Origin of the sequence: Variovorax paradoxus, from assembly GCF_000834655.1 — a bacterium.
GTDB lineage: Bacteria > Pseudomonadota > Gammaproteobacteria > Burkholderiales > Burkholderiaceae_C > Variovorax > Variovorax paradoxus_F.
In genome coordinates this window covers 106375-120764 of sequence record NZ_JXQQ01000010.1, presented here as the reverse complement: position 1 = coordinate 120764, position 14390 = coordinate 106375, and the positions used below count along the sequence as shown (strand labels likewise).

General features: G+C 62.9%; 15 protein-coding genes. 2 read left to right on the top strand and 13 right to left on the bottom strand.

Translation table 11 applies throughout. The features are described 5' to 3' along the window. Nucleotides 1-91 precede the first annotated feature (91 nt). A complete protein-coding gene (locus tag RT97_RS05255; protein ID WP_042577721.1) occupies nucleotides 92-1852 on the bottom strand; it encodes a hypothetical protein in 1761 nt (586 codons plus the stop codon). 151 nt (nucleotides 1853-2003) lie between these two features. On the opposite strand from RT97_RS05255, the gene RT97_RS33025 reads away from it, so the two are divergent. Next, the gene (locus RT97_RS33025) at nucleotides 2004-2267 is read left to right on the top strand and encodes a hypothetical protein (RefSeq protein ID WP_155403735.1); all 264 of its coding nucleotides are present in this window, start codon (nucleotides 2004-2006) and stop codon (nucleotides 2265-2267) included. A 252-nt stretch (nucleotides 2268-2519) separates the two neighbouring features. On the opposite strand, the gene RT97_RS33020 is transcribed toward RT97_RS33025, so the two are convergent. The 8 genes from RT97_RS33020 to RT97_RS05210 all read right to left on the bottom strand — a co-directional run bounded on the left by RT97_RS33020 (nucleotide 2520) and on the right by RT97_RS05210 (nucleotide 9042). Then, nucleotides 2520-3140 (bottom strand): hypothetical protein, encoded by a 621-nt coding sequence (locus RT97_RS33020; protein WP_155403734.1) that lies wholly within the window; start codon nucleotides 3138-3140, stop codon nucleotides 2520-2522. Nucleotides 3141-3161: 21 nt separating this feature from the next. Then, the gene (locus RT97_RS05250) at nucleotides 3162-3593 is read right to left on the bottom strand and encodes a hypothetical protein (RefSeq protein ID WP_042577720.1); all 432 of its coding nucleotides are present in this window, start codon (nucleotides 3591-3593) and stop codon (nucleotides 3162-3164) included. 353 nt (nucleotides 3594-3946) lie between these two features. Next, entirely contained in the window at nucleotides 3947-4873 is a 927-nt protein-coding gene (locus tag RT97_RS05245) for a DNA-binding protein (RefSeq protein WP_253278130.1), read from the bottom strand. 379 nt (nucleotides 4874-5252) lie between these two features. Continuing rightward, nucleotides 5253-5681 (bottom strand): hypothetical protein, encoded by a 429-nt coding sequence (locus RT97_RS05235; RefSeq protein ID WP_155403733.1) that lies wholly within the window; start codon nucleotides 5679-5681, stop codon nucleotides 5253-5255. A 246-nt stretch (nucleotides 5682-5927) separates the two neighbouring features. Further along, the gene (locus tag RT97_RS05230) at nucleotides 5928-6332 is read right to left on the bottom strand and encodes a type II toxin-antitoxin system VapC family toxin (protein WP_042577718.1); all 405 of its coding nucleotides are present in this window, start codon (nucleotides 6330-6332) and stop codon (nucleotides 5928-5930) included. An 8-nt stretch (nucleotides 6333-6340) separates the two neighbouring features. Further along, the gene (locus tag RT97_RS05225; RefSeq protein WP_042577717.1) at nucleotides 6341-6607 is read right to left on the bottom strand and encodes an antitoxin; all 267 of its coding nucleotides are present in this window, start codon (nucleotides 6605-6607) and stop codon (nucleotides 6341-6343) included. A 1323-nt stretch (nucleotides 6608-7930) separates the two neighbouring features. Further along, nucleotides 7931-8461, bottom strand: coding sequence for a PPC domain-containing DNA-binding protein (locus tag RT97_RS05215; RefSeq protein WP_042577715.1), 531 nt, complete (start codon nucleotides 8459-8461; stop codon nucleotides 7931-7933). A gap of 158 nt (nucleotides 8462-8619) precedes the next feature. Next, entirely contained in the window at nucleotides 8620-9042 is a 423-nt protein-coding gene (locus RT97_RS05210) for a thioesterase family protein (protein WP_042577714.1), read from the bottom strand. 204 nt (nucleotides 9043-9246) lie between these two features. On the opposite strand from RT97_RS05210, the gene RT97_RS05205 reads away from it, so the two are divergent. Beyond that, a complete protein-coding gene (locus tag RT97_RS05205; RefSeq protein WP_042577713.1) occupies nucleotides 9247-10170 on the top strand; it encodes a transcriptional regulator GcvA in 924 nt (307 codons plus the stop codon). A gap of 23 nt (nucleotides 10171-10193) precedes the next feature. Here RT97_RS05205 and RT97_RS05200 read toward each other — a convergent pair whose 3' ends face one another. The 4 genes from RT97_RS05200 to RT97_RS05185 are packed head-to-tail and all read right to left on the bottom strand — an operon-like array spanning nucleotide 10194 to nucleotide 14264. Further along, nucleotides 10194-11120 (bottom strand): amidohydrolase family protein, encoded by a 927-nt coding sequence (locus RT97_RS05200; RefSeq protein WP_042577712.1) that lies wholly within the window; start codon nucleotides 11118-11120, stop codon nucleotides 10194-10196. A gap of 17 nt (nucleotides 11121-11137) precedes the next feature. After that, a complete protein-coding gene (locus tag RT97_RS05195) occupies nucleotides 11138-12151 on the bottom strand; it encodes a Bug family tripartite tricarboxylate transporter substrate binding protein (protein ID WP_042577711.1) in 1014 nt (337 codons plus the stop codon). Between the two features lie 50 nt (nucleotides 12152-12201). Next, nucleotides 12202-13443: a CaiB/BaiF CoA transferase family protein gene (locus tag RT97_RS05190; protein WP_301280749.1), complete on the bottom strand. Its 1242-nt coding sequence runs from the start codon at nucleotides 13441-13443 to the stop codon at nucleotides 12202-12204. Between the two features lie 41 nt (nucleotides 13444-13484). Continuing rightward, nucleotides 13485-14264: an enoyl-CoA hydratase-related protein gene (locus RT97_RS05185; RefSeq protein ID WP_042577709.1), complete on the bottom strand. Its 780-nt coding sequence runs from the start codon at nucleotides 14262-14264 to the stop codon at nucleotides 13485-13487. Nucleotides 14265-14390 lie beyond the last annotated feature (126 nt).

Below are 14390 nucleotides of genomic sequence, written 5' to 3'. Positions count from 1 at the left end.
TCCCCGAGCAACTGAACTTGAATCATATGTTGGCTACAGGAGCGACGATCATTCGACGTGGATGGCCACGCGTTCACCGTTTTGGCAGCAATCACTTCCCTGCCCTTACGCCGGAGTAACGCTCCACTCGCCATTTGTTAAGCGGTGAACTGCTCGCTATCTCTTCCAGCGCTTGCCTAGCGTTTGCAAGCAATTTCTGTTGCTGCGGGTCAGGATTTGTGAGCGACGCGTATTGCAATGATCCGACCACGACGTTTCGCATTCGCCGCCCTTTCATACTCATGAAAAGATTCTTCATGCCGTCGGGTCCCAGCATGGCCAAGCGTGAGTCATCTTGGCTGTTTCCGCTTCTTTCGCCTATCTTGATCAATGCCTCTTCCGGATCGAACGGAAGCTCTTCTTGGTGCATTGTTCTAGCGATGGCTGCAACCGATGGCTCGAACTTCCCGAGGATCCACTGGTCTTCCAGACTCCAGAAGGAGGCATCTGAGGCTCTTGCAACCTTGTACAGCGATAACAGCTCATCCACCTTGTCGCTTGCTCCCAACGTCTCTAGAAAAGCAACGGCTCTGTTGAGGTCCGAAAGAGAGGCAAACTCACGGCACTGACTCGTCACTGTGAAGATCTTTTCGGCAGCTTCCTCCTCGTTGTTGTCGAATGAATCGAAGACGATATTCCACGCCTCCTGAATTGTCGCGTTGGACTCGAGCGTTTCGATCTCCCGCTGCATTTCGGCTCCAATCTTTCGTAGCAGGGCTGGATCGAAGAATCCGCGCTGTGCTTCTTTTATCAAGGTGAGATCGAAATTGTTCAGGAAGGTATAGCCGTACCTGCTCATGGTCTCATCATCCTTTGTTGGCGTTCGAGACTCGTCCTCCGCTGCGAAGGCATGCCAGTCCCCGGGGCTATTTGCCGCCTCAACGGCCTCGTTATGCCAGCTTGTTGGCGCCTCAGCCGGTTCGTAGATCACCCAGCCGACGACAGTGAGAATGAATATCGCGCGCTCTGCCACCTTTGGGTGGAAGCCTGCGAAGTGGACTTTGGCGCTTCCTATCAGCCGTGCTATGCGGCGGAGGACACGGACGTTCCGAATGCCCAAGACTGAAGCTCGCTCTGCGATCTGAGCTGTGATTTGATCCGGCTGCTCGCCGAACGCAATGGCGACCGATTCTTGCGAGGTCGGCGCCATTCTTACGTGAATGTCGATGACCTTCTCTAACTGGCTTTCGAACAGCTTCTTGTCGCCGTCTGAAAGAGAGTCTGAGTTTAGTAACAACGCAACGCGGCATCTTCGCTCCTCCTTCAAGAACGTGATGAGGCCGAGCAGCTCGTTGAGCTTCAGCCCTTCGCCTCGACGCTCTATGTCATCAATGCAAACAAGTTGATCGTGGACGGCCGAGAAGTACAACGGCGACAGGGCCTTTGAGATACTTGCGATGGCGAAAGGCATTCCGTCGGCATAGCGCCGACTAAGTCGAGCTCCGGTTACAGCATCAGAAGTCAGCTGCTGGCGCAGGGCCTTTGGACCGGCCACATACCCTAGTCTGACGCGGTCGCCGATGGCGCTTTGGACCCTCCCCCAAACACTCTTAGTTTCTGCATCTGGAGTAAGCATCAACGTGCTCTCGAAGAGACTCAGCTTAAGCTGGTCTAGGCTAGACAAGCCGAATAGCGAAACGTAGCCGTAGCTGCGCAACCCGAGAGTCTCGGAGACGCGCGCAGTGTCCAGCGTGGTTCGCCAAAGGTGGGTCTTGCCAACCCCCCAACCTCCAGCAACGGCAAGCACTTCAGGTTCCGTGCCACGAAGAAATGTTTCAACGGTGGCACGTACCTCGTGCATCGGCATCGACATATGCGCTTTCCTTTGTGTTATTCGGCCGGAGTTCAGGGGCAGCCAGAATGCGGCCAGTTTTTAGTCATTAAGAGCCCTCTGCTTATGCAGTCATTCATTGCCACGCGGAAACGGAGCCTGATGCGCCCGCTCAATTGCCGGATGTCGTTCTATGTCGGATGATCGCAGCATCGGACTTCATCTTCAGGGAGAAATTCTCTTCACCATTCAAAAACCACTGCCACCGCCCGTCGGTTACGCCAGTTGGCTCGACTACGCGGTCGAAGCGTTCAGCACAAGGCAGGCCTGGCTCGAAAGCCTCTGGGAAACTTGGGCCGGCGACACCGCAGTCGAACTGGATCGAGAAGAAATTCGCGAGTCGGCTCGCTTGGAGCTATGCGCGCTGCGCAAGGCAGCCGGAGTTGCGGACTCATAGGATCGGCTGGCCAGCGCCTCCGCTACCACCTAGCCGGGCCCGGATTCCCTTGCCCTCGGCTTGCTCGATGGCCGCCTAATCCCAGTGATCTCGGTTTCTGTACAAATCCCCACAAACGCAGTGCGCAATTTAGAGCGGAGGTCTTGAATGTGTGCGGGCCCTCCCCCGGCTTGTGCCGCGGCAATCGCGAGGCTGCACAGCTAGACTGAAAATAGTGCAGCACATGTGCGCGCCGACGATCGGACGCACCAATCAACAGCTGGTCGCAAAAAACAACTCTTTCTGCTTCGGGTCAAGTGGTACGCCAAAGCTGCAGCTGTACTCGCCCTCGTTACTCAGACTGCACTGGAGCCCCTTCCGGTCCTTGTATTTACCTCCGGTACATTCGTCTTTTATTGCGGGCATTGACATAGCGCCGTACATCGCCTTTGCCGCTGCACCGTTTATTGTGAATGCCATGTATTCTGGCTGCTTCTCGGGATCTTCATCTTCTCGCGAAAACCAATAGTCACCTTTGACTGGTATTTCCGCGCCCAAGATGCCTCGAGTGCACACAGGCCCTGCGCCGCCCGTCACGAGATTGATGCTGATCCAGCACGCCGCTGTCCCTTCGAACCCTCGCATGCACTGATAGAAGCGCCCGCTGCGAGTCTCCGCAACCGAAGCCATCTCCGGATTGCAGATGTTTAAAGCACCTTGCTGCCTGGCTGTGCTGAACAGTTCGCTAGCAGCGCGCCTTTCGAGGATGCGCAGAGTAAGGTTTCGAGAAGAATCAATCTGAACTGAACCAGAGAAGCCTCTATCTTGACCGGCAGCAATACCGAACCAAGTAAGGCAAACAGCGAAAGTCGCAACAAGTCGAAAGCTAGGCATAAGGCCTCCCGATGACATCGTTTAGCCGCAGCGCCGAAGACAATAGGTTCCAAGCCGCTCGCGAATGTACTTTCTGTCAGTGGGATGAAGATCTTTCATTGCACTACGAAAGACGTCCCTGTTCTTGTCATAGATCGGTGCTACGTAGTCGATGGCCGTCGGATTTCCGCCATCCGTCATTTCGATCATGAGCAAAGCTCGCATCATCTGGAGGGCAGCTGGCTTACTTGCTTGGCGCCCCTTGAAGTATTCCGATGCCGCTTGGAGGTCATGGTCGAGCGCATCTGCTTTTAATGTCTTGCCGCGCAAAGGGCGACCGAGTTCTGCTTCGCGACGCAAATCATTGAAGCTGTACGAACTCAGCTTTTGAACGACTTGGTCGCCAGATTGAAAGGGTTGCGCGATGACGGGGGCCGCGGCGAGAAAACTTGCAAGGGCCAGAATTCTGAGCATCCGCTGCCTCCTAGCGAAAAGACGGCCTAAGTTTTGTGTGGCAGAGATCAAGCTTAGGCCTTTCAGCGGGTCCCGTAAAGATGGGCTTGCAGCCCCTGAAGCCTAAGTCTAGGCCGCCTGCCAAGCACGCAGCAGTCAACTGACTATCAGGTCTTTCGCGCGCCAGCCCTCGTGGCTCTCGATGCCGGAACCTCTTGTTGCGAGAGGAGCTTCGGGGGCGAGAGCCGCTCGAGCATAGTGCGCAGCGTCTGTGCTTCGGCTTTGAACTGCGTTGCTTCTTGCTGGACCACCGCGAGCCGCTCCCTCGTCGCTTGGAGATCATCGACAAGGCTGCGGTTGGTGCCCGCCAGTTCTCATTGCGAATCCTCGGCCGCATCGGCCCTGACCTGCAACCGCGTGACGGCATCGGCTTGCGCCAACATGCTCTCGCGATGGCGGCCCTCGGTCTGTGCCAATTGGCCGCGCAGCGCATCGAGCTGCTTGTCGGCCTTGATCCGTGCCTGACGCTCCTGGTCGATCTCCAGCAGCGCGCGCCGTTCGGCGGCATCCGAACGGCCGTTCGCGACGTCTACGGCCGCTCGTGCCTTAGCCAACTCCGCGCTGAAATCCGCCCGAACCCGCTCCTGCTGGTTGCGCGCTTCCTCAAGATGGCGCTGCAGTTCCTGCAGCCTGGTCACAGCGCCCGCATGGGCGCGCCGCTCGGCCTCCAGGTCTGTCTGCCGCTGCTGGAGCGCTTCCTGAAGCGCACCCAGTTGCTGACGCAGGGTGCCGGCGCTGGCCAGCGCCTCCGCGGCTGCCTGACGGGCCCGGGTTTCCTCATCCTGCGCCTGCTCGAGAGCTGCCTGATCCTCCAGGCGCAGCGCCGCGAGCTCGTGGCGCGCTGCGGCCGTGGCCTGCCGCCACAACCCGGCGATGGCCTCGGCGGCCGACGCCTTGAGTTCCGGTGGCAGATCCGGATGATCGATTTCGACACGCGCCTTGCTGCGCAGGTCCTCCCAGAACTTGGCTAGGGCGTCCGCCGGCGCACTCATCGAGCCCTTGCGCACAAACTGGTACAGCTTGCTCGCCGTGGAAGTGATGCCGTAGCGGAAGAACAGCAACGCGCAAACCTCACGATAGAGGTCTTTCGTCTCCGTAAATCTCCCCCTGAGGGCTTCGATGTCGCTCTGGAGTTCGATTTGGTGTTCATTGATAAATATCTGTTCAAGTGGCCCTTCCTCGCAGACAACGCCGTCGCACAAGAAGCACACCTTCGACGAAACCTCGCGCGCAAAGCCCATTTGTGGCTGGCGAGCAGCATGGTCATGCCTTCGTTCGCCAGCTCGCGCACGATGTTCAGCACGGCCGTCACCAGTTCGGGATCGAGCGTCGAAATGATTTCATCGAGCAGCAGCACCATGGGATCCATGGCCAGCGCACGCACGAACGCGACGCGCTGCTGCTGGCCGCCCGACATGCGATCGGGATATTCCTTCGCCTCATGCGCGAGGCTGAAGCGCTGGAGCAATCCCATGGCGTGGTCTTAGGCCCCTGCCCTCCACTGCTTCAGGACCTGGATCGGCACGAGCGTGACGTTCTGCGCGGCCGGCTTATCGCCGAAGGTATGGCTACGAGACGCCCCTGAAGTTCCAGAAGGGCAGCTCGATCTGGTTGTCGCTATCACGTTTTTTTCACTGGCGGGCGCGCATCGGGCGGCGCGAGTCCAGCGATCATCCGGTATGGGATGAGTTGCATCATCGTCTTCGCCTCTTCAACTGCGCAGGAGAGACACCGGTCAAAGTCGTGCTCTTCGATTGCGACGACTGAACCCTTGTCCTGGGCCTCTACCGGCTTCTTAGTTGACTTGTCGAGCTCAGGCTTGTGCATACGAGACGTGATTGGGGGGCGATTGGCCTTCAGCGTCAACATGGTGAAACTTTTCCACATGACCGCGGTTTCGTAGTCCAGCCAGTTGCTCCACAGGCATGCCAAGCCCCATGGCCTGCCAATTGCACTCGCAAAGCGCCACCACTTGTTCTTTCGCTCTACCAGCAAGGCTCGTCGAAGCTCGGCGCGAGGATGCTGCAGCGATGGAGGCGATGAGTCCATGAGGTCGATTGGAGTTCGACCATCGCAACGATCAGAAGGTCCCGGCGGCGCCGGATTTCAGTGGCGCTTTTAGCGGAGCTCGATCGGCGCGAGGCCGGTACGCACTCTCAATCGCTCAGTTCGAGCCCACGCAGCGCCTTTCTTGGACTGTCGAGGGGCCGGACTTCTGTCTTCGGGAAGGGCGTCCATGACGTCGGGCCGAATGTGCGCTTCCCGGCGGTGTCCCATCCACGAGTTTCGCGATGGTCAATGTCCGGCCGGCGCTCGAAGCCAGTTGTCGAGCACCAGGCCAGGTACGCGCGCGAAGTGCTTCGTGTTGTCAGTGACGACGACGGCATCGACCGCTAACGCGTGAGCCGCGATCATCTCGTCGAAATCGCCGATTGGTGTACCGACAGCTTTTAAGTGGGCGCGCAGTTCGCCATGCCGCAGCGCCGCGTGCGCATCCCAAGGCAAGATGGGCGCGATGCGCAGAAATTCCTGGACGATCCGATGTAGTCGCGCAGCCTCGGGCCGTCGCGCAATGCCGAATTTCAGTTCGGAACAGGTCACAGCGGAGATGCACCACTGCCCCTGCGTCAACGCCTGCAGGCGAGCATCGAAGAGCGAATTGCCTTTGATCGCCTCGCTAGCCGCGTTGGTGTCGAGCATGTACAGCGTCACTCCTTCCAACCCTCAAAGGCGTCGCGCTGTGCCTCGCTCTGCTCGCGAGCGTCCAGAAAGTCTGCAGCAACGACACCCAGTTGCTCCCGCATTTGCATAAACGCCCTCCAGTCGGACGCGGCACGCGTGGACAGAATGACATCGCCCGTCGCATCGTCGCGTCGGATATACACCTCGGTAGTGCCATCGAAGCGAAACTCAGCCGGCAAGCGTACGGCTTGGCTCCCTCCGGTGGCGAAGAGCTTGGCAGTGGATTGCCGCATGGTAGGCTCCAAACATTGTTTGTAGATACAATTGTATATATATTGTGGATCAGGTCAAACGAGATGGAATCCGCCCCTACTTGTACAGGCGCGACCGGCTCATTCGTGTGAGATGGTGCAGGTTCACAGGCCGACTGTCATGCGTCGTGCCGACGCCAGATTCCGATTCCGTCGTGCACCGGGACCTTCATTCAATCGGCACGGCGGTTGGCGACAGGTATGCGCGGTGCGGGCGCGCATCGCCGAAGACACGCACCACGCGCACCAGTGTCGATTCATTATCTGCACGCACGTCAAATGGCTCTACGCCCAGTCACAGCGCGCCGACCGGGATCACCTGAGGATCTCGCGTCGCCAGGCGGCACATTGGCCTGACACGCTCATCCGCCAGCACGTTCACCGAGATCGCGCCGCGGCGAAGCTCAAGGTGAATGTCATTGACCGCGTTGGAATCTGCGCCAGCGCGAGCGAGACGAACTCGGCTTGCGGGTTACGGGCCTTCGAGGCAATGCCTCCAGCGTCGACCATGCAGCGCCACTTGTGAACGAGGTTGACGTTGAGGCCATGGGCCAGCGCCACCTGAGCCACAGATGGCCCCGGGCTCTGCGCACGCCGAGAGCACTTGCCGCTTCAGAGCGGCCGCGTAGCGCCGACGGCTCACGCGCTTGGAGTCCTCCAAGGTGTCCACTTAAATTCTTGGTGAACGCCATCGTTATATACACTGGTGCCAAGCTTAAGACGGGATCAGCGCGCGCTTGCCTCGAATGGGCCTCATTGCAGACATTGGGCCCTCCTGAAAGCGGTCGTTTGATTAAACGTATTCAATATCGCGCTCGATGCCCGAGGCGTCGTTCTCGGCGATTTGCAAGGGGCGAGCATCCAGCGACCCGCATCCCCTCGCGTGCCGGCTTGCCTGGGATCAGAGCTTCCAAACCCAAAACCTTGCCTGTGCGGTAGTGCGCCTGGTGCGCCAGCGTTCCGCTTAGCTTGTGCTGGCGCTTGTGGCCGAACTGCGAATTGCTGCAGGTGTAATGTGCAAAGTTTCAACCCGCGATGGAAATCCCCTGGAACCCCACACGGTGAAGGTGCAGATGCTGAACTGAGCTGTGGGGGGTCAGCTCAGAGTTGAAGCTGACACGAGGGTCCTCTGCCCCGAGCTGGCGTTCAAGATCGTCGGACTGGACACTCACGAAATAGCCGGCGTAGTGAACGCGATGCTCCTAGGCCTGCCCGCGCAAATCGAGATGGGTCAACTGGACGCTCGCACGCGGAACCCCTTCGATTGTGTCAAGCGGTACCGCGCGTGTGTCACGCCCGCGATTTCTAACGCGCACCGGGATGCAGCCCGAGGACGTTCGCGCCGATGGAGGGATCGACGAAGCGTTCAAGCCGCTGCGGATGCAGGATGAGCGTTATTTCGCATGAGCCGGTGCCGACGATCAGCCCCAGCAAATGGCCACCCGCGCCCATGAACGTCCCGTCCGTCACGATGCCGTGCGCGTGGATCGAGGGCTTGCCCTCCTTCCAGGCGATGGAGCCGGTGAGGTTGGCGAGCTCCACGTCCTTGAAGGTCTTCGGGTTGAAGACTTTCTTCGCGAAGTCATAGAAGCCGAACGTCGCCTCGCGCATGAAGCCGATGCCCACGATGCTCGCGCTCGGGATCTGCTCGACCACCGCGAGCCTCTCGATGTGCGCGATGACGTCGTCGCCGTTGCGCAGCACCATGAGGTAGCCGGTGGGCGTGCGCGTGACCTTGCCGGTCAGGTCCTGCGCCATGGCCGGGCCGCTGGCGGCAAACGCCGCGCAGGCCGTGGCCAGGGCGAACAGGGTGGATGCGATGGTTTTGAAGAACATGGTTTGTCTCGTTTCGTTGTGATGGAATTTCAGGAAGGCACAGTTGCGGCCCGCGCCGCGGAAGGCGAACGCCCGCCCGCCGGAAGCGATCCCGGCGTGCCGCTGCTCGACATGGGGTTGCCCGCGGCAGCGCGGGCGGCTGGAAAGGGAGCGGTTGTCTAGCGCGCGGGCGCCGTCGGCACGCGGGCGGCTTCGACCTTCGCGTGCACCTTGGCACGCAGCCGCGCCACGTTCACGACGAAGCGGCTGTGCGTGCCGCTGGCGACCTCCTCGTGGCCCTCCAGCACGCTGAAGTCGAAGTCCACGCTGCGACCGTCGACCGCGCGCACGCGCGCATCGATGCGCACCGTCTGCCCGAGCAGCGTCGCGCCAACGTGCCTGAGCGCGATGGCCGTGCCGACCGACGACTCGCCCTCGTCCGCGTGATCGAGCAGGAAATCCAGGCACGCTTGCTCCACGTCGCGCACCAGCTCGGGCGTCGCGTAGAGGCGCAAATCCTCGCCCAGGAAATCGACGGTGCGTGCGCGGTCCACCGCGAGTTCGCGTCTTAGCGCCGCGCCAGCGTTCAGTTCTTTTTTCATGAGATGTTCCGAAGGCGCCGGGGCGTCAATTGACGTTGTCCCGACTGGTTGTGCGTCGTTCTGCGAGGCAGTCTAGAAACCTCGGCGCACTGCGGCAAACGAGTTTTTCTCGAAAGATTGCCGAGAAAATATTGAAGCGCCGTCGCTCTCGACGCTCACACTGATTCGCGCCTCCATCCGCTCTCCCGAAAGAAACGCCAGACCATGTCGCGCCCCATCCCCCCACTCAATCCTCTGCGTGCCTTCGAGGTCGCCGCGCGCCACCTGAGCTTCACACGCGCGGCCGACGAGCTCTTCGTGACGCCCTCGGCCGTGAGCCACCAGATCAAGACGCTGGAAGAGAACCTGGGCATCGCGCTGTTCGTGCGCGACACCAAGTCGCTCACGCTCACCGCCGCGGGCAAGGCGTACTTGCCCGGTATTCAGGAGGCCTTCAAGCAGGTCATCTACGCCACGCAGCTCCTGCGCCAGTCGCAGGGCTCGCCCTCGCTCAAGATCAACTTGCCGCCGACCTTCGCGGTGAAGTGGCTGATCCCGCGCATGCGCCGCTTCATGCAGACGCACCCGGACATCGACCTGGAGATCTCCACCTCCAAGCACATGGTCGATTTCACCCGCGAGGACTTCGACATGACCGTGCGCTACGGCCGCGGCATCTACCCAGGCCTGCATTCGGAGCTGTGCCTGCCGGTGGAGGTGTTCCCGGTGTGCAGCCCCGCATTGATGCAGGGACCGCATCCGCTGAAGACGCCGGCCGACCTGAAACATCACGTGCTGCTGCACGACCACAGCACCTACAGCGACGTGAGCAATCCCGACTGGGGCGTGTGGCTCGACCATGCGGGCGTAACCGACGTGGACGTGACGCGCGGACCGTCGTTCTGGCCCAGCCACCTCGTGATCAACGCCGCCATCGACGGCCTGGGCGTCGCGCTGGTGAAGAAGAACTGGGTGATCAAGGACCTGGCCGACGGCCTGCTCGTGCGGCCCTTTGACCTCGCGCTGCCGGTGGAGTTTTCATACTTCATGGTGTACCCGCAGGACCGCCGCAGCGATCCGCGCATCATGGCCTTCGTGGCCTGGGTGCATGAAGAGCTCGCGCGCGATGCGGGCGCGGCGCCGGCCTGAGCCCGCTTGTTCGCAAACGCTCTTCAGCCCAGCCGATAGAGGCGCACCGCGTTGTCGTGCAGCAGTTGCCGCCGCTCCGATCCGGGCCGGTCGGCTATCGCGGTCACGAAGCCGCGCAAGATCGTGCCGTAGTCCGCCACCAGGCTGTCGACCGGAAAGTTGCTCGCGAACATGCAGCGCGCCGCGCCGAAGATCATGATCGCGTCGCGGATCAGCGGCACGTTCGCGGCCTGCGTCCATGGCAGGCCGCGCTGCCCCAATCCGGAGACCTTGATCGCGGTGTTCGGCTGTGCGGCCAGACCTTCGAGTGCGCGGCGCCAGCCGGCGAGGCCTTCGTCGCTGCGGTCGGACGGCAGACCGGTGTGATTGAGCACGAGCAGCGTTTGCGGAAAGTCGCGGGCGAGGTCCGCGGCCTGGTCGAGGTTCCACCACGGCGCCTGCAGATCGAACGACAGGCGGTGCGTTTGCAGCAGCGCATAGCCGCGGCGCCAGCGCGCATCGTCCATCGACCCCGCGAGGCCGCGCCGGGCCGTTGCCGCCGAGGTGGACGTCACCGGCTTGTGGCGGATGCCGCGCACCAGCGCGAAGCCGGCCTGCGCGGCCAGGACCTCGGGCGCGTTGTCGCCGTCCAGCGCCGCGTGCGCGACGATCGCCGAAGGCCGGCCTTCGGCGGCGGCCATCTTCGCGAGCCAGCGCGTTTCGGCCACCGGGTCGCTGCGGTCCCACTCGGCCTCGATGTGCACCGTCAGCGCCGGCGCATGGCCGGGCGTGTCGCGCGCGAGGTCTGCAGGCAGGTAGTTGCGGCGCAGCGCCGAGTAGTCGCCATAGCGGAAGTTCGGCACCGTCTCGCCCTGCAGCCAGGGGTAGGGATGCAGATCGAGGTTCCAGAAGTGCTGGTGTGCGTCGACGAATTTTCCGTCGAAGGCGAATGAGTCTTCCGTCGGGTCCATCGCTGGATTTTCGGCCTTCAGCTCGACAGGTTGATCTTGCCAGCCAGTGCCTTGAAGAATGCGCTTTCGCGCGCCATCACCGCCTCGAGCGCCACGTCGTCGGCGTAGGTGTCCGTGCTGAAGTGCAGCTTGTTGAGCGCCTCCAGCCACACCGGCTCCTTCACAGCCTTGGCTACTGCCGCCTTCAGCACGGCAATCACGTCGTCGGGTGTGCCGCGCGGCGCGGAGAGACCGCGCCAGATGCCGATCGACAGGTCGATGCCGCGCTCCTTGAGCGTGGGGATCTTCTCGAAGCCGTCGGCCACGCGACGGTCGGCCATCACAGCCAGCGCCTTGAGCTTGCCGGCTGCCACGTAGCTGGACACCTCGGCCGTGCTCACCGTCACCGCATCGATGTGACCGCCCAGCAGCGCCAGCACCGCGGGCGCGCCGCCCGCGTAGGGAATGTGGTTGAACTTCGCGCCAGTCTTCTCGGCGAGCGCGGCGGCCGCCATGTGCCATGTGGAGCCGTGGCCGGCATTGCCCACGCGGATGTTCGCATCGGCCTTGCGCGCGGCCTCGACGAACTGCTCCAGCGTGACGTAGGGCGCGTCGGCGCGCACCACCACCGCGGCCGGGTCGGCATTCAGCCGCGCGATGGGGCGCAGGTCCTTGTACGAGAACTTGGCCAGGCCTAGGTGGTTCAGGAAGGTGAGCTCAGTGGACGACAGCACGATGCGGTAGCCGTCGGGCTTCGCATTCACCACGTCGCCCAGGCCCAGCACGCCGCTCGCGCCGGGCTTGTTGATGACCACGATGGGCTGCGGCAGGTACTTCGCGACGGCCGCGCCGAACGCCCGGCCCACCACGTCGGCGCCGCCGCCGGCCTGCCAGGGCACGACCAACTCGATCGGCTTGTTCGGAAAGGGGCCGCCCTGGGCGCGCGCGGCGCCGGTGATCGCGGCGAGCGGCAGCCCGAGTGCGAAAGGCAGGGCCGAGGGAATGGCGCGCAGCATCCGGCGGCGCGCGAGGTCTGTGAATGCAGTGGTCATTTGTCTTGTCTCCTTCGCGTGTTTTTGTGTGCTGTCCGGCTTGGGTGTCTTCAGTCCGCCGCCGCGTCTGCCTCTGCCGCGGCCGCCGTCACGGCCCCGAAGGCGCCACTCTGGCGCAAGGCCGCGATGGCTGCTGGCGTCATGCCGATTTCCCCCAGCACCTGGTCGGTGTGTTGGCCCAGCAGCGGCGCGGGATGGCGCACCTGCTGCGGCGTGCCCCCGAGCTTGACCGGAAATCCGAGCGCGCGGGTTTCGCCTTCCACCGGATGCTGGATCTTGAGCACCATCTCGCGCGCCACCGCCTGGTCGCTCGCCAGCGCTTCGGCGTAGTCGAGGATCGGCGCGGCCGGCACGCCCGCGGCCAGCAGCGCATCGACCCATTCGTTGGCCGTGCGGCGCGCGAACTCGCGCTCCAGCTCCTCGATCAGCACCGTCCGGTTGCGGATGCGCAGCACGTTGTCGGCAAAGCGCGCGTCCTTGGTGAGGTCGTCGCGGCCGATCACCGTGCACAGCGCGGTCCACAGCTTCGGGTTGGCCGCGCCGATCACGAAGTGGCGGTCCGAGGCGCGCACCGCCTGGTAGGGCGCGCTCATGCGGTTGGCGCTGCCGATGGGCACCGGCACCTCGCCCGTGCCCCAGTACTCGGCCGACTCCCACACCGACAGGCTCATCGCCGTCTCGAAGAGCGAAGCGTCGACGAACTGTCCTTCTCCTGTAAGGCCGCGGCCGATCACCGCGCTCAGGATGCCGTAGGCCGCGAACAGGCCCGCGCCCAGGTCGGCCAGCGGAATCGCCGACTTCACCGGCGCCTCGCCCGCATGGCCCATCACGCTCATGACGCCGGTCATCGCCTGCGCGATCAGGTCCAGGCCCGGGCGCTTGGCCCAGGGACCGGTCTGGCCGAAGCCGGAGATGCTCGCGTACACGAGACGCGGGTTGAGCTCGCGCAGCGTGGGGTAGTCGATCTTCAGCCGCGCGGCCACGCCGGGGCGGTTGTTCTCCACCAGCACGTCGGCGTCTTTCACGAGCGCGTAGAAGGCTTCGAGGCCGGCGGGGTTCTTCAGGTCGATCTCGACGCTGCGCTTGTTGCGGTTGAGCGCCAGGAAGCCGCCGCTGTCGGCGCCCTTCAGGCGAAAGCCCATGGAGCGGCGCGTCTGGTCGCCGATTCCGGGCGTCTCGACCTTGATCACGTCCGCCCCCATGTCGCCGAGCAGCATGCAGCAGAAGGGGCCAGCCATGATCTGGCTGACGTCGAGGACCTTGATCCGGGAGAGAGGAAGAGGAAGGGACACGCAGGTGCTCCGTGTGTTGTGTGAGGGCGCGATCGAAAGGCTCAGCGGCCGGTGAACACGGGCCGGGCCTTGGCCAGGAAGGCCTGGAAGCCGATCTGGAAGTCCTCGGTGTCGAAGCAGGCGTAAGCCTCGGCGTTCTCGGCATCGGTCAGCGGCGCGGGCTCGGCCAGGCGGCGCACGAACTGCTTGTGCCAGCGCGCCACCAGCGGCGCGCCCGCGGCGATGCGCCGCGCGGCGGCGTAGCCCTGCTCGAGTACCTCGGTGTCGTCCACCACGCGATTGACCAGCCGCTTCTCGAGCGCCTCCCTGGCATCGAAAACGCGGCCTTCGAGCACGATCTCCAGAGCGATCGCGCTGCCGACCAGGTTCACCAGGCCGCCCAGCTCGCCGAAGGACATCACCAGCCCCAGCTTGTTGACCGGCACGCCGAAGCGGCTGGAATTGCCGCAGATGCGCATGTCGCACACCGAGGCGATCTCCAGCCCGCCGCCGACGCACGCGCCCTCGATCACTGCGACGGTGGGGTGCTTGCTGTGGGCGATGGCATGCATCGCGCGGTGCGTGATCTCGCCGTAGGCCGCGGCCTGCGCCGCGTTCGCGCGGCTGGTGCGGAACTCCTCGATGTCGGCGCCCGCCGAGAAGGCCTTGCCGCCGGCGCCGCGCAGCACCACGCAGCGCAGGTCGTCGTCGGCCGAAAGCTCGGCGAACGCGTCCGTGAGGCCCTGCCACATGGACTTGTCCATGGCGTTCATCTTGTCGGGCTTGTTGAGGACGACGGTGGCGATGCGGTCGTCGCGCTCGACCTGGATCAGGGAAGTCATGCGAGTGTGTCTCTTTCGTTGGGGCCTGCGGCAAGGAGGCCGGGTTGCGAATGCGGCGAAGTCTAGGGAGCGCGCGGAGCGCAGCCAAACGAAAAAAACTGGGGCAGCGTTCAAGAAAAACTCGCG

Bases quoted from the DNA above. Each gene is read 5' to 3' on its own strand.
- RT97_RS05255 (WP_042577721.1), bottom strand. From the start codon at position 1,852: ATGTCGATGCCGATGCACGAGGTACGTGCCACCGTTGAAACATTTCTT.
- RT97_RS33025 (WP_155403735.1), top strand. From the start codon at position 2,004: ATGTCGGATGATCGCAGCATCGGACTTCATCTTCAGGGAGAAATTCTC.
- RT97_RS33020 (WP_155403734.1), bottom strand. From the start codon at position 3,140: ATGCCTAGCTTTCGACTTGTTGCGACTTTCGCTGTTTGCCTTACTTGG.
- RT97_RS05250 (WP_042577720.1), bottom strand. From the start codon at position 3,593: ATGCTCAGAATTCTGGCCCTTGCAAGTTTTCTCGCCGCGGCCCCCGTC.
- RT97_RS05245 (WP_253278130.1), bottom strand. From the start codon at position 4,873: ATGGGCTTTGCGCGCGAGGTTTCGTCGAAGGTGTGCTTCTTGTGCGAC.
- RT97_RS05235 (WP_155403733.1), bottom strand. From the start codon at position 5,681: ATGGACTCATCGCCTCCATCGCTGCAGCATCCTCGCGCCGAGCTTCGA.
- RT97_RS05230 (WP_042577718.1), bottom strand. From the start codon at position 6,332: ATGCTCGACACCAACGCGGCTAGCGAGGCGATCAAAGGCAATTCGCTC.
- RT97_RS05225 (WP_042577717.1), bottom strand. From the start codon at position 6,607: ATGCGGCAATCCACTGCCAAGCTCTTCGCCACCGGAGGGAGCCAAGCC.
- RT97_RS05215 (WP_042577715.1), bottom strand. From the start codon at position 8,461: ATGTTCTTCAAAACCATCGCATCCACCCTGTTCGCCCTGGCCACGGCC.
- RT97_RS05210 (WP_042577714.1), bottom strand. From the start codon at position 9,042: ATGAAAAAAGAACTGAACGCTGGCGCGGCGCTAAGACGCGAACTCGCG.
- RT97_RS05205 (WP_042577713.1), top strand. From the start codon at position 9,247: ATGTCGCGCCCCATCCCCCCACTCAATCCTCTGCGTGCCTTCGAGGTC.
- RT97_RS05200 (WP_042577712.1), bottom strand. From the start codon at position 11,120: ATGGACCCGACGGAAGACTCATTCGCCTTCGACGGAAAATTCGTCGAC.
- RT97_RS05195 (WP_042577711.1), bottom strand. From the start codon at position 12,151: ATGACCACTGCATTCACAGACCTCGCGCGCCGCCGGATGCTGCGCGCC.
- RT97_RS05185 (WP_042577709.1), bottom strand. From the start codon at position 14,264: ATGACTTCCCTGATCCAGGTCGAGCGCGACGACCGCATCGCCACCGTC.